The organism is Allobosea massiliensis, assembly GCF_042655245.1.
GTDB lineage: Bacteria > Pseudomonadota > Alphaproteobacteria > Rhizobiales > Beijerinckiaceae > Allobosea > Allobosea massiliensis.
In genome coordinates, this window is sequence record NZ_JBHSLU010000082.1 from 307638 (window position 1) to 328602 (window position 20965).

Here is a 20965-nt window from a genome sequence, read left to right on the forward strand (position 1 = left end):
CGGGCTCAGGGCTTCAGCGGCAGCATCCAGGTGCCGCTGAAGGAGATCGGCAGGTACTTCTCGTGATAGGCCTTGAAGGACGCGACCGGATCGACGTCGGCGAAAGCCTCCGGATAGAGCCGCTTGCCGATGTATTGCATCGCCACGAAGTCATAGAGCGTGCGGGCGAGACCGTGCTCGATGGCGTTGATGTCGCCCGCCTTGATCGCCTTGAGATCGGCCCAGCCGGGGCGTTGTGCATAAGGAAGCAGGCTGGCGCGGGTTTCACTCTCGGGGATGTCGTAGCCGGTGCGAACCGCCTTGGGCCGGTTCACCCAGGAGGACGACGCCATGAGGATCAGGTCAGGGTTCTCGGCGATCACGGCTTCCGCATTGAGCGGTCCCCAGGGCCCGGGAATCTTGCCGGTGGCGATGTTCTCCGCTCCCAGCGTGGTGATGATCTTGCCCCACATCGTGTTGTTGTAGGTGTTGCCGATCGTCTCGGCCCCGGCCTGGCCGAGCTCGACATAGACCTTCTTGGTCGGGGCGCCGGCCGCCTTGGCCTTTGCGACGCGGGCGAGCACGTCCTCGTACCGGCTCTGGTAGAGCGTCGCCAACTCCTCGGCCCGCGCCTCCTGGCCGGTGACGTTGCCGAGCGCCCGGGTCGAGGCGAGGTGCCGCTCGAGCAGCTGGGCGTTGTAGTCGATGACCACGATCGGGATGCCGGCACCCTCGATCTGGTCCATCTGAGGCTTGGCGGCCTTGTAGCCCCATTCGGACATGAGCAGCACGTCCGGCTTGAGCCCGATGATCTTCTCGGCGCTGAGGCTGTTGTCCTCGGTGAAGCCGACATCCGGCATGGCGGCCAGATTGGGAATCACCGCCTTGTAGCGGTTGAAGATCAGGGGCCGCCAGCCTTCCCAGGGGCCGCGCGAGATGCCGACGACCTTCTGCCAGGCCTCGACGCCGCCGACGGCGGTGAACTCCTCGAAATTGAAGTTCACCACCAGGCGCTTGGCCGGCAGATCGACCGTGACCTTGCGGCCGAGCGCGTCGGTGATCTCGGTGGGGGCGGCGAGCGCGGCCAGGGAGGAGGCCAGCAGTGCCGCGCCGGCCAGAACCGATTTGAACGAGAGATGCATGACGGGTCGCGCTCCGCCGTTCAGTGCTTGTGGCCGGTGTGGCCGGTGTCGCGGGCGCCGACGCCCTGGACGGCGAATTCGACCGCGACCGTGCCGGCCTTCTCGAACTGCAGCGTGCCCTTGACGCGCTCGCCCTCCTTCAGCGGGCGCTTCAGCTCCATGAACATGATGTGGTAGCCGCCGGGCTTCAGCTCGGCCTTCTCGCCGGGCTTGACCTCGAGGCCCTTGTCCAGCGGCCGCATCGTCATGATGCCGTCCTTCACCGCCATCTCATGGATCTCGACGCGGCCGGCGATCTCGGACGAACCGCCGATCAGGCGGTCGGGCGCGCTGCCGTTGTTCTGGACGGTGAGATAGCCGCCGGCGACCTTGGCGCCGCCGGGGGTCGCCCGCGTCCACGGATGGTCGATCTTGAGCGAGCCGAGCGTGTAGTCATGCGCGAGTGCCACCACGCTGGTTAGCGTCAGCATCGCGGCGGCGAGATAGTGGACAGGCTTGTTCATCGTGTTTCTCCGTTGGTTGCGGGCAGTTCTAAGGCCGGATCTCGACCGTTTCGGTGAGGCGGATCATCTCGAAGTCCGAGATCAGGATGGCGAGCTCGACGCTCCAGCGGCCGGGGCGCGGCAGGCTGAGACCCTCGATCCGCCAGACACCATCGGTGCCGCGAATCGCTGGGCGCTCGATCGCCTCGATGCCGGCGGCTGCGTTGGCGAAGGAGAGCGAGAGCTCCTTCGCCGGCAGCGGTCCGAATTCGCCGTTCATCAGCACGATCGCGATGGCGACGGGGCCGGCGCGACCCTGCGTCAGGGTCATGTCGGCCATCGCTTTGAGCGTGTGGATATGGATGGTCGCCGGCTGCGCGGACGCGATGGCAAGCGCCCGCGGCGGCGGGGTGAAGCGCCACAGCGCCGCCGTGCCGAAGATCGCAAGCATCAGGGCGAGTTCCACGGTGACGATGCGCGCCATGACGCGACGAGCGGAAAGCCGTCCCGCCTCGACCTGCGACGTCTGCCGCCAGCGGTTGAATGCGGCGAGCCCCATTACAAGCGCGACCAGCCCGAGCTTGGCCAGCAGCACGCGGCCATAACTCGTCTCGATCAGCCCGGCGGGCCGTTCAACCTGCACCACCGCGAGCACGAGCCCGCTGCCGAGCAGCATCGCGATGACGGCGGGGATGCGCGAGGAAAAGCGCCGCAGCGTCGCGGCTGCGTCGGGCTTGTTCAGGGCTTTGGCCAGCGGCAGCAGGGCGCCGGCCCAGAGCGCGACGCCGGCCACGTGCAGGAACACCGCCGGCCGCATCAGCGCCTGCGGGCTGGCGGCGCTGGCATGGCCGCTCGACGCCAGGGCGAGACCCGCAAGGCCGGCGCCTAAGAGGCCGGCGATGCGCCCTGCCAGCCCTGCCGACCACAGCGCCAGGAACCCGGTCGCCAGCGCGACGGCGGCGATCGCGAGCATCAACGACAAACTGGTTGCGAGGGCGGCGCGCCAGACGGTTGGCTGGAGCAGCGCGCCGAGATCCGCCCCCAGCGCATCGAGCCCCTGGGCGCCGAGCGATGTCGGCAACGCGGCCAGGCCCAGCAGCAGGGCGGCGTTGATGCCGCTCCGCGCCGCGGGCGGAAGCGGAGCGACCCAGGCCGCGAAGACGGCGCCGCCGCAGCCGATGAACAGGCCGAGATAGAGGGCGACGCGACTGGCCCAAAGCAGGATCCGCACCGAGACACCGGCCTGTGCCTCCGCGATCGGCGCCGTCGCGCTCGGCGCGCCGATCGAGAACAGGACCGAACCGCCGACGGGGTGGCCATCCGCCGAAACCACACGCCAGCTCAGGACATGCGTGCCCGCCCCGAGCGCCCCGGGCGCGGAGATGACGAGCATCTGGTCGCGGAGCTGGTAACGATCGAGCGGCCTCGCCTGCCCGTCAGGTCCGATCAGCCGCAGCGCCAGCGGCGACACCGGCTCGCTAAAGGTCAGCGTCAGTTCGGACGGGGCTGAAGGAAGCACGCTGCCATCCGCCGGGCTCGCGCCGTTCAGTGCCGCATGCGCGAACGCGCCGCTCGTCGGGGCGAGGGCAGCGGCAAGCAGTCCGATCAGGACGAGGAAGAGACGCAGGCGAGCGGCCATGACGGTTCCTGGCGGCCGGGCCCGAGGGCCCGGTCGCGGGTTTCGGTTCACTTCTTGGGGGCGAGCTTCAAGCCCGGAGCCGGGAACTTGTAGTCGTCGGAGACCTTGCCGGCGGCGGGGATCTCGATCCAGCGCTCGACGCCACCGCCCTCGCATTCCTGCACGACCGGAATGTAAAGCATCGTGTCGGGCTTGAGGTCGGTCGTCAGGTAACCGCGGAAAACGAACTCGTCATAATGCTCGTCGAGCAGCTTGCCGCCGCTCCAGACCACTTCCTTGACACCCTCGGAGGTTGGCGTGCCGTAGTAGTCATAGGATTTCGCGTACGCGCCCTTGACGGTCTCCAGCGTCCAGCCGGCCTTCGGCATCGGCTTGATCGCAATCACACCTTCCGGAATCTGTACGCGGACCTTGATGGTGGCGGCACCCTTGCAGCCATGGGGCACGCGCGCCACGGCCTTGTAGGTCGAGCCGACGGGCGCTGTCTGCGTCTCCAGCGTGACATGGGCGAAAGCGGGGCCGGCGATGAGCGCGGCGAGGGTGGCAAGAACTGTGCGGATCGACATGAGACTGTCCTTTGGGTGACGAGGCCCCGCAGGGCCGTACGATGGCAGTGGGAAAGGCGAGGCAGCGGCGGGCGGGCGCCGTTGCGGATCAGCCGCGCAGCAGCACGGGCAGGATGTGCGACAGCGCGACCGCGGCGTTGCCGCCGAGCCAGAGCCAGGCGATCTTGAGCGCCGGTTCGAGCGGAACGGCACGATCGACCGCGATCAGCACGACGGCTGCGATCAGCAGACCCGTCGCGAAACACGCACACAGGCGCGTCAGCGGATGGAGGTGCATGGAGGGTGTCCGTGCTGCTCGGCACGGCTGCAGGTCATGATCGCGGGGGATCAGCCTGCGCCGGCCTTGGTCCGGGGGCATGAAGGCCAGCGGGCATCCTGGCGGATGCGCGCGGGCGAAATCAGGCCACGGACGGCGGCGCGCGTGGTTTGGCCGGCGAACGGCCGGCGACATAGCCCTGCGGTGCGTCGAGATGGCGCGCGAAGGCCACGAGATCGACGGGGCGGTGGATGACCGGCAGGAAACTCGCGGCCGGCGCGGGCAGGCCGCCGCCCGTGAGGGCACAGCCGATCACGCAGCAGCTGGTCCGGTCATGCTGGGCTGCGCCCTGGTCGGACGCCGAGGGTGCCGGCATTTCGCCCGGCGCACAGAGCGCCAGAGCCATCGACCGGTCGAGGCTCGTGCTCGCGGCATGGGCGCCGGAGGCCAGCCCGGTGAACAACGCCTGCAGCACGAGCAGATAGGCCGCGATGATCGCGACCCAACGGCGAGATGCTGCGCTCTGGCGGACTGCGGACAAGGACGGGTCTCCCGGCTCGCTTCCTAGCACCGGGGCGGCGTCTGTCAAAGAGGCGGGGCTGCGGCGGCTTGTCCACCGGGGCCGTTGACAACCGAGTAATGTTATACTGTAACAAAATTCGACGATCACTCCTGGGACTGCCCGCCATGACCGAGGCCCTGTTCATCGACCGCCGCCTGCCCGTGACCGTGCTTTCCGGCTTCCTCGGCGCCGGCAAGACGACCCTGCTGAACCACATTCTCAACAACCGCGAGGGCAAGCGCGTCGCGGTGATCGTCAACGACATGAGCGAGGTCAATATCGACGCCGACCTGGTGCGCGAGGGCGGGGCAGGGCTGTCGCAGACCGAAGAGAAGCTCGTCGAGATGAGCAATGGCTGCATCTGCTGCACGCTGCGCGACGATCTGCTGAGCGAGGTGCGCCGGCTCGCCGCCGAGAAGCGCTTCGACTACCTGCTGATCGAGGGCACGGGCATCGCCGAGCCCTTGCCGATCGCGGCGACCTTCTCCTTCCGCGACGAGGACGACCAGTCGCTGGACGATGTCGCGCGGCTCGACACGATGGTCACCGTCGTCGACGCGCTCAACCTGTTGGCCGATTACGACAGCCGCGACTTCCTGGCCGACCGCGGCGAGACGGCGGGCGAGGGCGATGGCCGCACGCTGGTCGATCTCCTGGTCGAGCAGATCGAGTTCGCCGACGTGGTCGTCATCAACAAGATAGGCGAGGCCACGCCCGAGCAGCGCGAGAAGGTGCGGCAGGTCGTACGCGGATTGAACGGCGATGCCCGGATCGTCGAGGCCGATTTCGGCCGCGTGCCGCTGGCCGCCGTGCTCGACACCAGGCTCTACAGCGAGGAACGCTCGCAGGAGCATCCGCTCTGGCACAAGGAACTGTTCGGCTTCAAGGATCACGTCCCGGAGACGGAGGAATACGGCATCCGCTCCTTCGTCTACCGGGCCCGCCGCCCGTTTAACCCGCGCAAGCTCTACGATCTCCTGGAGCAACGCCTGCCAGGTGTGATCCGCGCCAAGGGCCATTTCTGGCTGGCGACGCGGCCGCGCTGGGTGGGGGAGTATTCGCTCGCCGGCCGCATCACCCGCACCGAGGGCATGGGCAGCTGGTGGGCGGCGGTGCCCAAGGAGCGCTGGCCGCGCTCGGAGGAATTCGTCTCGCTGATGCGCAGGCACTGGTCGCCGACCTGGGGCGACCGGCGCCAGGAACTGGTCTTCATCGGCACGCAGGCGATGGACGAGGCGGCCATCCGCGCGATGCTCGACGCCTGCCTTACCGGCAGCGCTGCAACCGGCATGACGCAGTCCCTCCTCGCGCTCGAGGATCCCTTCCCGGCCTGGGACCGGCAGGCCGCGTAAGCCATGCGCGATCTCGAAAAGACCGGGCGCTGCGCCGCGCCCGCGACCGCCTGCGACATTCTGTCTTGCGGCGCAGCATCCGGCATGCTCTTTTCGCCGCGTCGGTTCCCGAGAGGGATCAAAAGGGAATCCGGTGCGCGCCCGTCAGGGCGCAAATCCGGAGCTGCCCCCGCAACTGTCAGCGGCGAGCGACGTTCGATCATGCCACTGGGTTCGCCCGGGAAGGCCGGACGCAGCATCGACCCGCGAGCCAGGAGACCTGCCGACGTCGTGAAGCCAATCGACCGGGCGGGGTGCCCCGGAAGGAGCTCTGATGACGGTCGCTCTCCCGCGCGGGCTTGTCGCGCGTCCGGAACGCAACGGCGCCACAGCACCGACCGCTCCCCGCTCGCGGGAGCCCGGTGACGGATGCTGCAGGAATCAACCCTAGACGCCGCGCAAGCGGGTTCGAATTTCGGCCTCAAGGACGAGATTCGTGCCTATTGGTCGAAGCGCGCCGAGACCTTCGATCTCTCCTACGGCCATAAGATCCGCTCGCGCGGCGAACTCGACGCCTGGTCGCGGCTGATCGCGCGCCATGCGCCGATCGGACCGGGCGACCGCGTGCTCGAACTCGCCTCCGGCACCGGCGAGGTCACGCGGGTGCTGCTCGGCTTCGGCTGCAGCGTCGATGCCATCGATCTCTGCGAGCCGATGATCGAGCGGGCGAAGGCGAAACATCGTGGCTCCGCCGTGCGCTTTCATCTCGGCGATGCCGAGAACACGATGATGCCGGACGCCCGCTACGATCTGGTGATCTGCCGCCATCTGGTCTGGACCCTCCTCGATCCCCAGGCCGCGCTGGCCGACTGGCTGCGCGTGCTGAAGCCCGGCGGGGCCGTGGTCGTGATCGATGGCGACTGGGTCAACCGCTCGCGGCGCGCAAGGCTGCTCCAGCGCCTTTCGCAATGGCTGGATCGCCTGACCGGCGCGCCGCGCCTCTGGGACGAGCAGGCCCATCAGCGAATCATGCGCGGTGTCTTCTTCCGCGACGGGCTGAAGGCCCCCGCCCTGCAGGCGATGCTGCAGGCGGCGGGTTTCGCCGATATCCGCACCGGCCCTTTGACGGGCATCAAGCGCCGGCAATTCGCCGCCGCCTCCTGGAGCGAGCGACTGCGCCTGCTAGCCACCTATGACGACACCTTCATCCTGTCCGCCCGCAAACCTCGTTGAAGCCTGGTTCCCGGAGAGCCACCATGACGATCACCATCCTGACGCGCCGTCTGCTGCTCGCGACCGCCCTCGCTTGGCCTTTGGCCTCCCAGCCGATCTCCGCCCAGCAGGGCGAGCCGGTTCTGCGCGTCGTCGCGCCCTGGGAATACACCTCAAACGATCCGGCCGACACGGGCTTCATCCTCGCCCGCATGGGGATCGGCGAGACATTGGTCCAGGTGGAGCCGGAGGGGCAGCTCATCGGCGGAGTCGCGGAGAGCTGGCGTGTCTCCGAGGACAAGCTGAGCTGGCGCTTCAGAATCCGGGCGGGCGCCTCCTTTCACGACGGCAGCTCGGTCACGGCCGATGCCGTCGCCGACAGCCTGAAGACGTCCTTCCGGGGTGAAAGCCTCTCGGCCGTGCCGCTCGACACGATCACGGTCGAGGGCGACGAGATCGTCGTCCGCACGAAGACGCCTTTCAGCGTGCTGCCGGCTTTCCTCTGCGATTACGCCTCGATCGTGCTGGCGCCGTCCGCCTATGGGCCCGATGGCAAGGTGGTCAAGATCGTTGCCACCGGCCCCTACAAGTTGGTCTCGGTCGACGGCAAGACGACTCTGGAGCTGGAGCGCTTCGAGGGTTATGCGCGTGCCAAGCCCGCCATCGCGAAGGCGCGTTACACGGCCGTGGTCAATGGCGACACCCGCGCCAATATCGCGATCGCCGGCGATGCCGACCTCATCTATACCCTGGCGCCGGCAGCGATCCCGCGCATCGACGCGGCCGGGCAGACCAAGGTTGCGAGCCTCACCATCCCGCGCATCCGCGCCTTGTTCTTCGACAGCGGCCTGCCGCAATTCTCGGATAGGCGCGTGCGCCGGGCGATCGCGATGGGGATTGATCGCGACGGCATCGCCCGCGCGATCCTGCGCCATCCCGACTCGAGCGCGAGCCAGCTCCTGCCGCCGATCCTGTCGAACTGGCACCGATCCGATTTGCCGAAAGTCGCATTCGACCCCGCTGCTGCGCGCAAGCTGCTCGACGAGGCGGGCTGGTCCGCCGGCCCCGACGGGATCCGCTCCAAGGACGGCGTGCGACTGGCGGCGAAGCTCCTGACTCTCGCCAATCGCCCCGAGCTTCCGGTCATGGCCGCCGCGATCCAGGCGCAACTGAAGCAGATCGGCATGGATGTGGCGATCGAGGTCGGAGCGAGCGGAAGCGTTCCCGCCGCGATCAAGGACGGCACGATGCAGTTCACGCTCGTCGCCCGGACCTATGTCAACGTGCCCGAGCCGATCGCGACGGTCATCCCCGACTTCACCCGCGAACGTTCGTCCTGGGGCACGGTGCGCTGGGAGGGGCGCGACCGGATGAAGGCGCTCACCGACGCCTATATCGCGAGCTTCGACGAGGCGAAGAAGAGCGAGCTGCGCGGCCAGATCATCCGCCTGATCCACGACGAGGCTCCCGGTGTCCCGGTATCCTGGTTCGAGCACAACGTCGCCGTGTCGAAACGAGTGAGCGGCGTCGGCATCGACCCCTACGAGATGCGCTATCTGATCGAGCGCATGGCGTGGAAATGAGTCGCATCTCGTCATGGGCGGGCCGGGCGGCATGAGGACGTTCGGCACCCTCGTCGGTTCGCGCGTGCTGCAGGCGGTGCTGACGGCCTGGCTTCTGGCCAGCCTCTGCTTCGCTTTCGTCCACGCGCTGCCGGGCGACACCGCGCTCGCGATCTCGGCGGCGCGCGTCGGCGAGCGCGTTACAGCCGAGACGACGGAACGCGTGCGCCGCGAGGAGGGGCTCGATCGCCCTCTCACCGTCCAGTATGTGTCCTGGCTCGGGAGGCTCGCGACGGGCGATCTCGGCCATTCGCGGGTGACGGGCAAGCCTGTCTGGCAAGAAATCGCCTATCATGGCCGCCATACGCTGGGGCTCGGCACGCTGGGCTGGCTGCTCTCCTACGCCATCGCGCTGCCGCTCGGCATCGCCTGCGGCTTCAGGCCCGGCGGCTGGCTCGACCGGGGCACCAATGCGCTGGCGGTGGCGCTCGCCTCGATGCCGAGCTTTCTCGTCGGCATCGGCCTGATCTCGCTCTTCGCTCTGACGCTGCGCTGGCTGCCGCCGGCGGGTTTCCGCACCGGCGCACATATGGTGCTGCCGGCGCTGACGCTGGCCTTGGGGCTCGCCGCCTTCTCGGTGCGGATCATCCGGAATGCGGTCGTCGAGGTCAGAAGCGCCTTCTACATGACCTTCGCGCGCATTCGCGGCCGCAGCGCGGGCTCCGCCTTCCTGCATCATGGCGTACGGAACGCGGCGATCCCCGTGGCCACCTTCGCGGCCCTGCAATTTGCCTATGTCGTCGACGGCTTCGTCGTCGTCGAGACGCTGTTCAACTATCCCGGATTGGGCGAGGTGCTGGTCAAGGCCCTGATCGCGCGCGACGTGCCGATGATCATGGGTGTGGGATTGGTGATCGGGACGATGTATGCGGCCGTGAATTTGCTCGCCGATCTCGCCTGCATCGGGCTCGATCCCCGACGCCTCAAGGTGGCCGCGGCATGACGCTCTCCCTTGCGCTACCGGCTTCCGAACGGCCGCGGCGGCGGCTTGTCTTTCCGCTGACCATCCTGGGAGTCGTCGCAGCCCTGGTGCTCGTCGGTCCCTGGCTGGTGCAGCATGATCCCACGGCCCAGGATCTTCTGAGCGCTCTGGAGGGCGCCAGCGCGAAGCATTGGCTCGGGACCGATCATCTCGGCCGCGACATCGCGGCGCGGCTGGTGCATGGCGGATCGCGGTCTCTCGGCATCGCCGTGCTGTGCGTAGCGGTTTCGACGGGGGTTGGCCTCGCGCTCGGCCTCCTCGCCGCCTATGCCGGCCGCTTCGCCGACATCGCGATCATGCGCCTTGCCGACCTGATGCTCGCCTTTCCGGGTATCCTGCTGGCGCTGCTGATCTCCGGCTTCCTCGGCGGGGGCGTCCTGCCCATGCTGATCGGCATCAAGCTCGCGCTCTGGCCGCAATTCGCGCGCATGGCGCGTGCCATCGCCATCGGCGAGCTGGCGCAGCCCCATGTCGAGGCGGCGCGCCTCGCCGGTTTCCCGGCGCTGACGATCCTGCGCCGCCACGTCCTGCCCCCGGTGCTGCGCCAGACGGTGACGCTGGCGACGCTGGGGCTCGGCGCCGCGATCATGTCGATCTCCGCGCTCGGCTTCCTCGGGCTGGGCCTGCAGCCGCCGACACCCGAATGGGGCGCGATGATCAGCGAGCTCCTGCCCTATCTGGCGGAGGCTCCCGTCCAGATGGCTGCGCCCTGCCTGGCGATCTTCCTTGCCGTGCTCGGGGCCACGCTGCTCGGCCAGGCCCTCGCCGAGCCGCCCGCTTTGCCGGAGGAGATGTGATGACCGCGCCCGCACTGGTCCTTTCGGGACTGACGATCCGGGACCGGAGCGGTACCGCTCTGGTCTCCGACATCGACCTGACGCTGGCCAGTGGCTCCGTGCTGCTCCTGATCGGCGAGACAGGGAGCGGCAAGAGCCTGATCGCGCAGGCGGTGATGGGCCTGCTGCCGGCGGGCTTCACCGCCAGCGGCCGCATCGCCATCAACGGGCATGCGCCGGTCGAGGCCAGCCAGGCCGGGCTGCTGCGGCTGCTCTGGTCACGCGAGACACTGCTGCTGCCGCAGGAACCACGCGCCGCGCTCGACCCGACGATGCGGATCACCGGGCAGTTGCGCGCTTCGCCCGACGCGCGCCCGGCGCCGGCCTTCACCACGCAGGAGGCGCTCGCCGCCGTCGACCTGCCGCCGCGCGTCGGGCGCGCCTTCCCCGACGAATTGTCCGGAGGCATGGCCCAGCGTGTCCTCGTCGCCTCCGCTCTCGTCGGGTGCGCGCCGTTGGTCGTCGCCGATGAGCCGACCAAGGGGCTCGACGCCGCCCGCATCGCGCAATCCGCCTCGCTGCTGGCCGCGCTCGGAGGCGCCGGACGCGCGCTGCTCGTGATCACCCATGACGTCGCGCTGGCCCGGGCGCTCGGCGGCAGCCTCGCCGTGTTGCGCGACGGGCGGATCGTGGAACAGGGACCGGCGGAGTCCGTCTTCGCCGCGCCGCAGCATCCCTATACGCGGGCCTGGCTCGCGGCCGATCCGGCCGGCTGGCGGCCCTGCCTGCGCTGCTGCGATCTCGATGCGCCGGTGCTCGCGGCCCATGGTCTCGGCTTCGGCTTCAGCGGGGCCGCGCCGCTCTTCTCGGGCGTCGACATCCATGTCCCCGCCGGTGGCATTCTCGGCCTGACCGGCCGCAGTGGCTGCGGCAAGACCACGCTCGGCAACATCCTGCTCGGCCTGCGGCCGCCGGCGGCGGGCCATGTGAGCTGGCAGGGCGTCGAGCCCTATCGCGATCGCGCCGGCGCGCGCCGCCTGCGCCAGCGCTACCAGAAGCTCCATCAGGACCCGGCGAGCGTCTTTCTGCCCGGACGCAGCTTCGCGCGCCAGTTCGGCGATCTCGCCGAGGTCGTGCCGGGGCTCGCGCTCGATGACGCGCTGCCGCCGCTGCTCGAGCGGCTGAGGCTCGACCGCAAGCTGCTCGGGAGGCGCCCCGGCGAGGTCTCGGGAGGCGAGGCGCAGCGCCTGGCGCTGGCGCGCATCCTGCTGCTGAAACCCGCGCTGATCGTTGCGGACGAGCCGACCTCGCGGCTCGATCCGCTGGTCCAGCGCGAGACCATGGCCCTGCTCTCCGAGATCGTCGCCAGCGAAGGGCTCGGCCTCGTCCTGATCAGCCATGACCGGGCGCTGCTCGCGGCGACGGCCGACGAGGTGCTCGATATCGGCGCGGGCGAGGGGGTGACGACGCTGCCGGGCTATGCCCGTGGGCTTCAGGGCGCCTGATCGTAGCCGAGAAAGGCGCCGAGCTTCATCATCGCCCGGTAGATCTGCCGCCCCGTCGCATCGTCCATGATCAGCGGACGGCCGTCGACGACGAGATAGATCAGGTTCTCGTCCTGCCAGTCGCTCGAGCGGCCGAACTCGAGCTCGAGCGGCGCGCTGCGATCGGTCTGGTCGATGACGACGCCGTCGAAATAGGGAGTGCTGGACAAGGCGGGCTCCTCAGCGGCGCTGCTAGCGCTTCGTCAGTTCGATCTCGGGAATGGTCGGCCCGGGTGACACACGCTCTCCGTCGAGGATCAGGGGAGAGGGTTTGCGCGTGATCCGCAGCGCGATGTAGATCGCCACCAGCGCCGACAGTCCCATCAGATAGACCAGCATCCCGCCGGCGCCCAGCACCTGCATCAGGGCTGTGGCGACGACGGGGCCGATCGCGGCACCCGTCCCCCACAGGAAGAGGAGCTGGGCCGAAAGACCCACGGCCTGCTCGCGGCCGATCCGCAGATAGGCATGCGTCACCGCCACGGTGTAGAGCGGCACGCTGCAGCCGCCGATCAGCGCGAACAGGCCGAACATCCAGAACCGCGCCTGCGATGGCTCGGCGCTCTGGATGATCAGCAGCGCGGAGGCCGTAGCGGCGACGAGGCTGACGGCGCAGAGCATGATCGGGCGGCTGGCCACCCGGTCGGCGAGCAGGCTCATCGGCCATTGCATCAGGAGGGCGCCGAGCTGGATCCCGGCCGTCAGCAGGATGGTGTCGCGCTGGTCGAGCCCCGCCAGGATGCCATAGGCGGGCGTGACGCTGGTGAGAGGACCGCTGACGAGCCCGACATAGAGGCAGCCGACCACCGCCGCCGGCGCCTGCCGCCAGAGCGCCTTGAGTCCGACCGAGACGACCTCGCTCGACTCCGGCCCGCGGGCCCGCGTCAGCGCCACCGGGATCAGCGCGATCGAGAACACCATGCTCGCCAGCAGAAACACGTCCTGAGACTGGATCGCGAGATAGCCGACGCCGAGCTGGGAGCCGATCATCGCCACACGGTTGAGCAGCTGGTAGACACCGAAAATGCGCCCGCGCCGCGCCCCGCTGGCCTGGCCGCTGATCCAGCTCTCGATGCAGATCCCATGGCCGGCTGCGGCCAGCCCCATGAACAGGCGCGGCGCAGCCCACCAGGTTTCGGACATGAGCGGAAAGCTCAGCGTCGCCGCCGCCTGCAACGCCGCAAAGACCGCGAAGGCCCGGATATGGCCGATCCGGCGCACCAGCGAGGGCATCGCGAAGCAGCCGACCAGAAATCCGACCGAATAGGCCGAGGCGACGAGGCCGATCAGCAGGGGCGGCTGACCGGCGACCGCCATGCGCAGGGGCACGACCATATTCACGATGGTGCCGGCAAGCTGCAGCAGAAGCGCGCCGGAGACGATGGCGCCGAGCGCGGCGACGGAACCCGTCGGGGGCTTCTGCGTCGTCATGGGGCAATGCCCGCGAGCGGGCGACACATCATGAAACTGACCTTGGGAGAGTGGGGTTGCGCGGCGCTCGCCGCATCATATCTCGCGCTCTCAACGATGAAGGCCACGCCTATGCAGACCGCCGATTTCCGCTTTCCCGGGGTTCTCAATTCGAAGGAGTTGCTCGTCGCCGAGGCCGTCCAGGCCCGCGCCTGGGCCGTCCTCGCCGGCCAGGGCCGCTTCCGCGACGACGACCAGGTGGCGAAGGCGAAACTCGGCGGAATCGTGGTGCGGCTCATGGCTGACGGCTCGCAATCCATCGGAGACCTCGCCAGCGCCGCGATCGACAGCTTCGAGCGGGGGACGCTCTGAGGCGTAGCGGCGGAGGCGGCGGTCGGCATGCGCGGTCTCTTCCAGGGCGACGCAGGGGGCGGTGTCAGGGCGCGATTCGCCGCCATAACAGCACGATGATCGCGGCCCGGCCATGGCGCCGGGCGCGGGTCCGACGCCGCTCGGCAACCTAGCCGGCGAGGATCTTGTCGATCGTGATGGGAAGATTGCGGATGCGCTTCCCCGTCGCGTGATGGACGGCGTTGGCGATCGCCGCCGCCGTGCCGACGACGCCGATCTCGCCCAGCCCCTTCACGCCGATCGGGCTGGTCTTTTCATCCTCCTCCTCCACGAAAATCACCTCGATATCGTGGATGTCGGCGTTCACCGGCACATGGTACTCGGCCAGCGAGTGGTTCATCACGCGGCCGAGGCGGTGATCGGTCATCCCCTCCTCGTGCAGCGCCATGCCGACGCCCCAGACCACACCGCCGAGGATCTGGCTGCGCGCCGTCTTGGGATTGAGGATACGCCCGGCCGCGACCGCGCTGACGATGCGGGTGACCCGCAGGACGCCGAGCTCCTCGTCGATCCGCACCTCGGCGAAGACGGCCGAATGCGTGTAGGACGAATGGCTCTTCGGCAGCATCATGCCGATCAGGCCGGGACCTGCCGATTCCGTCGCCTCGAGGCTCTCCTTGCCGCCGGCCGCCAGCGCCTGCGCCAGCGGGACTGCGCGGCCCGGATCGGCGATCAGGCGGATGCTGCCCTGCGTGAAGGCGACATCCCCGAGGCCGGCCTCGGCGAGGGGCGAGCCGTCGATCTTCGCGGCCAGCCGCAGCAGCTCCTTGCGCAGGCTCAGGCACGCCGCCGAGACGGCGCTTCCGGCGGACGCCGCGGTCCAGGACCCGCCCTGCACCGGCGAATCCGGCAGGGTCGAATCGCCGAGCGAGACCTCGACCGCCTCCATCGGCAGCCCGAGCGAATCCGCGGCGATCTGCGCGAGGATGGTGTAGGTGCCGGTGCCGATATCGGAAGTCGCGCAGGCGATGGCGAGGCGACCATCGGCCGTGAGCTTGGCCCGTGCCGAGGTCTTCATCATGTTCGCTTCCCAGACGCCGCTGGCCATGCCCCAGCCGATCAGCTCATGTCCCTCGCGCATCGAGCCGGGGCGCGGGTCGCGACGGCTCCAGCCGAAGCGCTCGGCGCCCTGGCGGTAGCATTCGCGCAGCTCCTTGGAGGTGAAGGGCTTGTCCTCGTTCTCGTCCCGCTCGGCATAGTTGCGCAGCCGCAGCTCGACGGGGTCGATGCCGGTCGAGACCGCGAGTTCGTCCATCGCGCTTTCCAGCGCGAAGACCCCGAGCGGTGCGCCGGGCGCCCGCATGTCGCCGGGCGAATAGATATCGAGCTTGGCCAGTTCGTAGCGGAGATCGACATGCTCGGCCGGATAGAGCAGGCCCGACCAGTTCACGACGACCTCCTGATGGTCCTCGAACCGCGACGTCGCCGCGATCGCCTGATGCTGGATCGAGCGCAGCTTTCCATCTTCGCCGGCGCCGAGCGAGACGAGGTTGATCGTCTCCGGCCGGTGGACATGGCCGAACATCTGCTGGCGCGTCAGCTCGACGCGCACCGGACGCTCCAGCGCCAGGGACGCCATCACCGCGAGGAAAAGCTGGTGCTGGGGTCGCAGTCCCGAGCCGAAGCCGCCGCCAACAAAGGGCGCCACGACCCGCACATCGTCCTTCGACAGGCCGAAGACGCTGGCGACATAGGCCTGGCTGTTCTGCACGCCCTGCGTCTTGTCGTGGACGGTGAGCTTGCCGTCCTCGCCCCGGATCACCGTCGTCGCATGCGGCTCCATCGGGTTGTGGAACTCCGCGGCGATCGCGTATTCGCCAGCGACCCGCACCGGCGCGGCACCGAAGGCGGCCGCCGCATCGCCTCTGGGCTTGGGCGGAGGGGCGATGCCCAGGCGCCTCTTCGGCGGCTCGTAGCTGTCGTGCCGGGCCCGGCCGAGATCCGTCTCGTGCTCGGTGCGCTCGTAATCGACGGCAACCAGCGAAGCGGCGTGGCGGGCGACGTCGAAGCTTTCCGCCACAACGAGTGCGATCGGCTGGCCGCTATACTGGATCTCGTCGCTGTAGAGCGGGCGGAAAGGCTTGCCCGGCGGGCCGACCATGTCCTGGTAGCTGAAGCTGAACCAGGCCGTCCGCGGGCGGTTCTCATGGGTGAACACCCGCACGACGCCGGGGACCGCTTCCGCGGCGCGGGTGTCGATCGAGCGGATCCGGCCGCGCGGGATCGCGCTTTCGACGATGTAGCCATGGGCCAGATCGGGCGTCGTGAACTCGGCGGCATAGGTGGCCTGGCCCGTCACCTTGGCAGGGCCGTCGACGCGGCTGCGGGGCGCGCCGACATGGAGATCGTTCTTCAGCATGATCGGAAGCCTTTCACGCGATGCGCTTGTCGGTCTGCGATTGCGGCGTGCCGGCGGCCGCCTGTCGCAGGCTGCGGAGGATGGCGCGGCGGGCGAGGTCGATCTTGAAGCCGTTGTGCTCATGACCTTGAGCGCCCGCGAGCAGGCTCGTCGCTGCCGCGGCGAAGGCTGCCTCGTCGGCTCGGCCACCGACCAGAAGGGCTTCGGCCTCTTCGCGTCGCCACGGCTTGTGCGCCACGCCGCCCAGCGCCAGCCGGGCCGAAGCGATCTGCCCGTCGCGGATGTCGAGCGCGGCTGCCACCGAGACCAGCGCGAAGGCGTAGGAGAGCCGGTCGCGCAGCTTGAGATAGCTGTGATGGGCGGCATAGGCCTGCGCATCGGCGGGCAGGATCACGGCTTCCACGATCTCGCCGGCCTGGAGCGTGTTGTCGCGCTCCGGTGCATCTCCCGGCAGACGGTGATAGTCGGCAAAGGAAATGCTGCGCGCGCCATTGGGCCCCTGGATGCGGACCTCCGCCCCGAGAGCCGCCAGCCCAACGCACATGTCGGAGGGATGTGTGGCGATGCAGTGCTCGCTTGCGCCCAGGATCGCATGGATCCGGTTGACGCCACCGATCGCGCCGCAGCCGGTGCCCGGCTCGCGTTTGTTGCAGGGCGTCTTGACGTCGTAGAAGTAGTAGCAGCGCGTCCGCTGGTTCAAATTGCCGCCCGTGGTCGCGGCATTGCGCAGCTGCGGCGTCGCCCCGGCGAGGATCGCGCTGGCGAGCAGCGGGTAGCGCTCCGCAATGCGGGCGTCCTCGGCGACAACCGTATTGGGCACGAGCGCCCCGATCCGCAGCCCGCCATCCTCGGTCTCCGCGATCCCGTTCAGCGCCTCGATCCGGGTGATGTCGACCAGCGCGGCCGGCGTCTCGACGCCGTATTTCATCAGATCGATGAGATTGGTGCCGCCCGCGACGATCCGGGCGTCGGGGCTGGCTGCGAGTGCGCGGACCGCGTCTTCGATGCTGCCGGCGCGGTGATAGGAATACGGGTTCATTCCGCGGCCTCCCGCACCGGCCGGCGCTGCCGGCCCGCCACGTCCTCGATCGCATCGACGATGTTGGTGTAGGCGCCGCAGCGGCAGAGATTGCCGCTCATGAACTCGCGGATTTCCTCACGGCTGGTCGCGTGCCCCTCCTCGATCAGCGCCACCGCCGAGCAGATCTGCCCCGGCGTGCAATAGCCGCACTGGAAGGCGTCATGCTCGATGAACGCCTGCTGGAGCGGGTGCAGGCGGCTATCCGCGGCCAGCCCTTCGATGGTGGTGATCGACTTGCCGTCCTGCATCACGGCGAGCTGCAGGCAGCTGTTGATGCGCCGCCCGTCGATCAGCACGGTGCAGGCGCCGCACTGGCCGTGATCGCAGCCCTTCTTCGTGCCGGTCAGCTCCAGATCGTGCCGCAGCAGATCGAGCAGGGAGGTAACGGGGGAGACCTCCAGCGAACGGCGCTCACCGTTCAGCGTGATCTCGATGGGAACGGTCTGCGTCCCGACGATGGCATGGGCGGGCAAGGGCAACTCCTGCTTCGGCGGAATGTCGGGAAGGCGCAGCCATGGCGGGCCGGCATCGCCTTGCGACGCACCCGCACTTCGTCCCGCCACAACAGGCTGTGCCCGACGGTTGTTCCACAGCGGTTTCGTGAAGACGGCCGCGGTCCGGATCGGCCACGGCGTCGTCGTTACGGAACCTCCGCAGGCCGCCCCGGTTGGGAGTGCAAACCTCCAACAAGGATCTCTCGATGCCGATCTCTTCCTTCGTGCCGGCGAAAACCGTCTGGCTTTCGCTGATGCTCGCGACCAGTGCTCTGACACCCGCCATGGCCCAGACCGCCGCGCCGCCGGCTGCGGCGATGCAGAACGCGTCCAAGCCCGACGCCGACATGGCCGAGGTGCTCTCCGTGCTGGCCGGCCTCGGCGGCAAGCCGATCGAGAGCCTGGAGCCGGGCGATGCCCGCGACCAGCCGACGCCGACCGACGCGGTGATGAAGATCATCAAGGACAAGAAGATCGAGGCCGATCCGCATGCCGGCCTCAAGGTCTCTAACAGCCGCTTCGCCGACATGGGCAATCTGCGGCTGCGCTGGTACGTGCCGGAGAACGCGACGAAGGATTCCAACCTTCCGATCATCGTCTTCTTCCGCGGCGGCGGCTGGGTGATCGCGAGCCTCGACGTTTACGACGCCACCCCCTCGGCGCTTGCTCGCAAGACGGGCGCGGCGGTCGTCTCGGTCGACTATCCGATGGCACCGGAAAACAAGTTCCCGGCTGCGCATGACGAGGCGATCGAGGCCTATAAATACGTGCTGAAGAACGCGCAGGGCTGGGGCTACGATCCCAACCGCATCGCGCTGGTCGGCGAGAGCGCCGGCGGCAACCTCGCCATCAACACGGCCATCGCCGCCCGCGACCAGAACCTGACCAAGCCGCTGGCGATCGTCTCGGTCTATCCGGTGGCGACGACCAGCCTCGATACGCCCTCCAAGAAGGAGCAGGCCAACGCCAAGCCGCTGAACACGCCGATGATGGCCTGGTTCGTGAAGCATGTCGTCAAGAGCGAGGCCGATACGCAGGACCCGCGCCTCAACCTCGTCGCGTCCAATCTGAAGGGCCTGCCGCCGACAACGGTGATCAACGCCGAGATCGATCCGCTGAAGTCGGACGGTGACCTCATCGTCGCCAAACTGAAGGAAGCGGGCGTCGAGACGACGCACCACCTCTACACCGGCGTAACACACGAGTTCTTTGGCATGGACGCGGTCGTCGCCAAGGCCCGCGAAGCGCAGGACTTCGCCGTCGCGCAGATCCGCAAGGGTTTCGAAGCCCGCAAGTGACGAAACGGCGCGCGGCTCCGCCGCACGCCCTTATCCCGACCGCCGCGGGCTCGCGCCGCGGCGGTCATCATTTCGTTGTCGATGGAGCCCTCATGGATCGCCGAACCGCCTTGCTCGGTCTCACCGGAGCCCTCGTTGCCGGGGCCCCATCTTCGGCCTTGGCCCAGGCGCCCGTGACCATCGACCGGGTCGAAGGGGCAGGCCGCGGTCGCAGGCCCGCCATCCTGCTTCTCCATGGCGCCGATGGCATCACCAGGCGCGCGCAATACCAGTTCGCTGCCAATGCGCTTGCAGGCCAGGGCTATACCGTCCTGTTTCCGCATTACTTCGAGGTCACCGGCGAACAGCGCGCCTCCTATGGCGAGATCGGCCGCAAATATCCGGTCTGGCGCAGCGGGCTTGTCTCGGTGATCGAGAGCGTCCGCAGGGACCCGACCATCGATCCCTCGCGCCTCGCAATCGTCGGGATCTCGCTGGGCGGCGCGCTCGCCTTGTCGCTCGCCGCGCGCGACAGGCGCATCGGCGCCGTCGTCAGCTATTTCGGCTTCCTGCCTGAGGATCTCGACGAGGGCCGGCCGCGCGCGCCGACGCTGATCCTGCACGGCTCCGCCGACCGCATCGTCCCTGTCCGCAATGCCGAGCGCATCGAGGCGCTGCTGCGCGGCCGCGGCGTGCCGGTCGAGACGCAGATCTATCCGGGCGAGGGCCATGGCTTCAGCCAGACCGCCCAGCTCGACGCAGCGACCCGCAGCGTCGCCTTCCTGCGACGTTATCTCGGCGCCTGAGCGGCGCCGAGTGTCGACCGACGGCTCAGCCGCCGATAGTCAGCATGATCTTGCCGAGATGGGCGCTCGATTCCATCAGCGCATGGCCCTGCCGCGCCTGGTCGAGCGGGAAGGTCGCATGGATGATCGGCTTCACGGCGCCGGCCTCCAGCAGGGGCCAGATGTCCTCGCGCAGCTTCGCGGCGATCTCCGCCTTGAGCGCGACCGAGCGCGGCCGCAGCGTCGAGCCGGTCAGCGTCAGCCGGCGGATCATCATCGGCGTGAGGTCGAGCTCCGCCTTCGGGCCCTGCAGGAAGGCGATCTGCACCAGCCGCCCCTCCACAGCCAAGGCTGCGATGTTGCGCTGGATATAAGGCCCACCGACCATGTCGAGGACGACGTTGACGCCCTTGCCGTCGGTCAGGCGCTTGACCTCGGCCAGGAAGTCCTGCGCACGATAATCGATCGCCTCGTCGGCCCCCAGCGACCGGCAGAAATCGCATTTCTCAGGCGAGCCGGCGGTCGCATAGACGGTCGCGCCGAACTGCTTCGCGAGCTGGATCGCGGTCGAGCCGATGCCGCTGGAGCCGCCATGGATCAGGATCGTCTCGCCGGCCCGCAGCCGCCCGCGGGTGAAGACATTGTCGTAGACGGTGAAATAGGTCTCGGGCAGGCCAGCGGCCTCCAGCAGCGAGAGCGGCTTGGGCACCGGCAGGCAGAGCGCCTCGTCGGCGACGGCGTATTCAGCATAGCCGCCGCTGATCAGCAGCGCGCAGACGGCCTCGCCGACGCGGCTCCCGGCCACGCCCGCGCCGACGGCGACGATGTGGCCCGAGACTTCGAGCCCCGGCACCGTGGTCGCGCCGGGCGGCGGCGGATAGCCGCCGGCCCGCTGCAGGCAGTCCGGCCGGTTGATGCCGGCGGCAGCCACCGCGATCAGCACCTGGCCCGGACCGGGCTGCGGCACCGGCGCCGTCTCGATCTCGATCACCTCCGGCCCGCCGGGCCCGGAAAAGCGCACCTGCTTCATCGTCTGCGGCAAAGCCATCATCGTC

Annotated in this window: 21 protein-coding genes and 1 riboswitch; of the genes, 9 read left to right on the top strand and 12 right to left on the bottom strand. The window is 68.9% G+C overall.

Annotated elements, in window-relative coordinates; translation table 11 throughout:
- Positions 1-5: 5 nt before the first annotated feature.
- The 6 genes from ACFPN9_RS23755 to ACFPN9_RS23780 all read right to left on the bottom strand — a co-directional run bounded on the left by ACFPN9_RS23755 (position 6) and on the right by ACFPN9_RS23780 (position 4605).
- A complete protein-coding gene (locus ACFPN9_RS23755) occupies positions 6-1121 on the bottom strand; it encodes an ABC transporter substrate-binding protein (RefSeq protein ID WP_066723302.1) in 1116 nt (371 codons plus the stop codon).
- Between the two features lie 20 nt (positions 1122-1141).
- Positions 1142-1624, bottom strand: coding sequence for a copper chaperone PCu(A)C (locus ACFPN9_RS23760; protein WP_066723300.1), 483 nt, complete (start codon positions 1622-1624; stop codon positions 1142-1144).
- A gap of 28 nt (positions 1625-1652) precedes the next feature.
- Positions 1653-3242 carry a copper resistance CopC/CopD family protein gene (locus tag ACFPN9_RS23765; RefSeq protein ID WP_377817713.1) on the bottom strand — a complete coding sequence of 530 codons (1590 nt, stop codon included), beginning with the start codon at positions 3240-3242 and terminating at the stop codon, positions 1653-1655.
- A gap of 47 nt (positions 3243-3289) precedes the next feature.
- Complete coding sequence (locus ACFPN9_RS23770; RefSeq protein ID WP_066723292.1) at positions 3290-3808, bottom strand: YcnI family copper-binding membrane protein; 519 nt, start codon at positions 3806-3808, stop codon at positions 3290-3292.
- Between the two features lie 88 nt (positions 3809-3896).
- Positions 3897-4085, bottom strand: a complete 189-nt coding sequence (locus ACFPN9_RS23775) for a hypothetical protein (protein ID WP_066723289.1) — start codon at positions 4083-4085, stop codon at positions 3897-3899.
- A 121-nt stretch (positions 4086-4206) separates the two neighbouring features.
- On the bottom strand, positions 4207-4605 hold the full coding sequence (locus tag ACFPN9_RS23780) for a DUF2946 family protein (protein ID WP_377817714.1): 399 nt from the start codon (positions 4603-4605) through the stop codon (positions 4207-4209).
- Positions 4606-4751: 146 nt separating this feature from the next.
- Here ACFPN9_RS23780 and ACFPN9_RS23785 point away from each other — a divergent pair, with 146 nt between their 5' ends.
- The 6 genes from ACFPN9_RS23785 (at position 4752) to ACFPN9_RS23810 (ending at position 12054) form a co-directional block, all read left to right on the top strand.
- A complete protein-coding gene (locus ACFPN9_RS23785; RefSeq protein ID WP_377817715.1) occupies positions 4752-5978 on the top strand; it encodes a GTP-binding protein in 1227 nt (408 codons plus the stop codon).
- 85 nt (positions 5979-6063) lie between these two features.
- Positions 6064-6259: riboswitch (cobalamin riboswitch) on the top strand.
- A gap of 127 nt (positions 6260-6386) precedes the next feature.
- Positions 6387-7190, top strand: a complete 804-nt coding sequence (locus tag ACFPN9_RS23790; protein WP_066723280.1) for a class I SAM-dependent methyltransferase — start codon at positions 6387-6389, stop codon at positions 7188-7190.
- A 23-nt stretch (positions 7191-7213) separates the two neighbouring features.
- Entirely contained in the window at positions 7214-8752 is a 1539-nt protein-coding gene (locus tag ACFPN9_RS23795) for an ABC transporter substrate-binding protein (RefSeq protein ID WP_066723277.1), read from the top strand.
- 31 nt (positions 8753-8783) lie between these two features.
- Positions 8784-9734, top strand: coding sequence for an ABC transporter permease (locus tag ACFPN9_RS23800; protein ID WP_197426676.1), 951 nt, complete (start codon positions 8784-8786; stop codon positions 9732-9734).
- Positions 9731-10570: an ABC transporter permease gene (locus ACFPN9_RS23805; RefSeq protein ID WP_066723271.1), complete on the top strand. Its 840-nt coding sequence runs from the start codon at positions 9731-9733 to the stop codon at positions 10568-10570. Before ACFPN9_RS23800 ends, ACFPN9_RS23805 begins: the two co-directional genes overlap by 4 nt.
- The gene (locus ACFPN9_RS23810; protein WP_066723268.1) at positions 10570-12054 is read left to right on the top strand and encodes an ABC transporter ATP-binding protein; all 1485 of its coding nucleotides are present in this window, start codon (positions 10570-10572) and stop codon (positions 12052-12054) included. Before ACFPN9_RS23805 ends, ACFPN9_RS23810 begins: the two co-directional genes overlap by 1 nt.
- On the opposite strand, the gene ACFPN9_RS23815 is transcribed toward ACFPN9_RS23810, so the two are convergent.
- Together ACFPN9_RS23815 and ACFPN9_RS23820 are read right to left on the bottom strand one after the other, a co-directional pair.
- Positions 12042-12263, bottom strand: a complete 222-nt coding sequence (locus ACFPN9_RS23815; RefSeq protein WP_066723264.1) for a hypothetical protein — start codon at positions 12261-12263, stop codon at positions 12042-12044. The two genes, ACFPN9_RS23810 and ACFPN9_RS23815, sit on opposite strands and share 13 nt — an antisense overlap.
- Positions 12264-12285: 22 nt before the next feature.
- A complete protein-coding gene (locus ACFPN9_RS23820; RefSeq protein ID WP_066723260.1) occupies positions 12286-13524 on the bottom strand; it encodes an MFS transporter in 1239 nt (412 codons plus the stop codon).
- 30 nt (positions 13525-13554) lie between these two features.
- On the opposite strand from ACFPN9_RS23820, the gene ACFPN9_RS23825 reads away from it, so the two are divergent.
- Entirely contained in the window at positions 13555-13875 is a 321-nt protein-coding gene (locus tag ACFPN9_RS23825; RefSeq protein ID WP_156446613.1) for a hypothetical protein, read from the top strand.
- 148 nt (positions 13876-14023) lie between these two features.
- On the opposite strand, the gene ACFPN9_RS23830 is transcribed toward ACFPN9_RS23825, so the two are convergent.
- From ACFPN9_RS23830 to ACFPN9_RS23840, 3 genes are read right to left on the bottom strand one after another with little or no spacing between them, the layout of a single operon-like run.
- Positions 14024-16273, bottom strand: a complete 2250-nt coding sequence (locus ACFPN9_RS23830) for a xanthine dehydrogenase family protein molybdopterin-binding subunit (RefSeq protein ID WP_066723252.1) — start codon at positions 16271-16273, stop codon at positions 14024-14026.
- 13 nt (positions 16274-16286) lie between these two features.
- Positions 16287-17312: an FAD binding domain-containing protein gene (locus ACFPN9_RS23835; protein WP_066723250.1), complete on the bottom strand. Its 1026-nt coding sequence runs from the start codon at positions 17310-17312 to the stop codon at positions 16287-16289.
- A complete protein-coding gene (locus tag ACFPN9_RS23840; protein WP_066723244.1) occupies positions 17309-17827 on the bottom strand; it encodes a (2Fe-2S)-binding protein in 519 nt (172 codons plus the stop codon). Before ACFPN9_RS23840 ends, ACFPN9_RS23835 begins: the two co-directional genes overlap by 4 nt.
- Before the next feature lie 227 nt (positions 17828-18054).
- On the opposite strand from ACFPN9_RS23840, the gene ACFPN9_RS23845 reads away from it, so the two are divergent.
- Both ACFPN9_RS23845 and ACFPN9_RS23850 read left to right on the top strand, forming a co-directional pair.
- Positions 18055-19146 carry an alpha/beta hydrolase gene (locus tag ACFPN9_RS23845; protein ID WP_197426675.1) on the top strand — a complete coding sequence of 364 codons (1092 nt, stop codon included), beginning with the start codon at positions 18055-18057 and terminating at the stop codon, positions 19144-19146.
- A gap of 92 nt (positions 19147-19238) precedes the next feature.
- Positions 19239-19931 (top strand): alpha/beta hydrolase family protein, encoded by a 693-nt coding sequence (locus ACFPN9_RS23850; protein WP_377817716.1) that lies wholly within the window; start codon positions 19239-19241, stop codon positions 19929-19931.
- A 25-nt stretch (positions 19932-19956) separates the two neighbouring features.
- On the opposite strand, the gene ACFPN9_RS23855 is transcribed toward ACFPN9_RS23850, so the two are convergent.
- Positions 19957-20961: an NAD(P)H-quinone oxidoreductase gene (locus ACFPN9_RS23855; RefSeq protein WP_377817718.1), complete on the bottom strand. Its 1005-nt coding sequence runs from the start codon at positions 20959-20961 to the stop codon at positions 19957-19959.
- Between the last annotated feature and the right edge of the window lie 4 nt (positions 20962-20965).

Excerpts from the sequence above, each read along its gene's own strand:
- ACFPN9_RS23760 (WP_066723300.1), bottom strand. The coding sequence starts at position 1,624 with ATGAACAAGCCTGTCCACTATCTCGCCGCCGCGATGCTGACGCTAACC.
- ACFPN9_RS23800 (WP_197426676.1), top strand. The coding sequence starts at position 8,784 with ATGAGGACGTTCGGCACCCTCGTCGGTTCGCGCGTGCTGCAGGCGGTG.
- ACFPN9_RS23765 (WP_377817713.1), bottom strand. The coding sequence starts at position 3,242 with ATGGCCGCTCGCCTGCGTCTCTTCCTCGTCCTGATCGGACTGCTTGCC.
- ACFPN9_RS23775 (WP_066723289.1), bottom strand. The coding sequence starts at position 4,085 with ATGCACCTCCATCCGCTGACGCGCCTGTGTGCGTGTTTCGCGACGGGT.
- ACFPN9_RS23820 (WP_066723260.1), bottom strand. The coding sequence starts at position 13,524 with ATGACGACGCAGAAGCCCCCGACGGGTTCCGTCGCCGCGCTCGGCGCC.
- ACFPN9_RS23810 (WP_066723268.1), top strand. The coding sequence starts at position 10,570 with ATGACCGCGCCCGCACTGGTCCTTTCGGGACTGACGATCCGGGACCGG.
- ACFPN9_RS23830 (WP_066723252.1), bottom strand. The coding sequence starts at position 16,273 with ATGCTGAAGAACGATCTCCATGTCGGCGCGCCCCGCAGCCGCGTCGAC.
- ACFPN9_RS23825 (WP_156446613.1), top strand. The coding sequence starts at position 13,555 with ATGAAACTGACCTTGGGAGAGTGGGGTTGCGCGGCGCTCGCCGCATCA.
- ACFPN9_RS23835 (WP_066723250.1), bottom strand. The coding sequence starts at position 17,312 with ATGAACCCGTATTCCTATCACCGCGCCGGCAGCATCGAAGACGCGGTC.
- ACFPN9_RS23805 (WP_066723271.1), top strand. The coding sequence starts at position 9,731 with ATGACGCTCTCCCTTGCGCTACCGGCTTCCGAACGGCCGCGGCGGCGG.
- ACFPN9_RS23790 (WP_066723280.1), top strand. The coding sequence starts at position 6,387 with ATGCTGCAGGAATCAACCCTAGACGCCGCGCAAGCGGGTTCGAATTTC.
- ACFPN9_RS23795 (WP_066723277.1), top strand. The coding sequence starts at position 7,214 with ATGACGATCACCATCCTGACGCGCCGTCTGCTGCTCGCGACCGCCCTC.
- ACFPN9_RS23755 (WP_066723302.1), bottom strand. The coding sequence starts at position 1,121 with ATGCATCTCTCGTTCAAATCGGTTCTGGCCGGCGCGGCACTGCTGGCC.
- ACFPN9_RS23770 (WP_066723292.1), bottom strand. The coding sequence starts at position 3,808 with ATGTCGATCCGCACAGTTCTTGCCACCCTCGCCGCGCTCATCGCCGGC.
- ACFPN9_RS23850 (WP_377817716.1), top strand. The coding sequence starts at position 19,239 with ATGGATCGCCGAACCGCCTTGCTCGGTCTCACCGGAGCCCTCGTTGCC.
- ACFPN9_RS23845 (WP_197426675.1), top strand. The coding sequence starts at position 18,055 with ATGCCGATCTCTTCCTTCGTGCCGGCGAAAACCGTCTGGCTTTCGCTG.
- ACFPN9_RS23855 (WP_377817718.1), bottom strand. The coding sequence starts at position 20,961 with ATGATGGCTTTGCCGCAGACGATGAAGCAGGTGCGCTTTTCCGGGCCC.
- ACFPN9_RS23785 (WP_377817715.1), top strand. The coding sequence starts at position 4,752 with ATGACCGAGGCCCTGTTCATCGACCGCCGCCTGCCCGTGACCGTGCTT.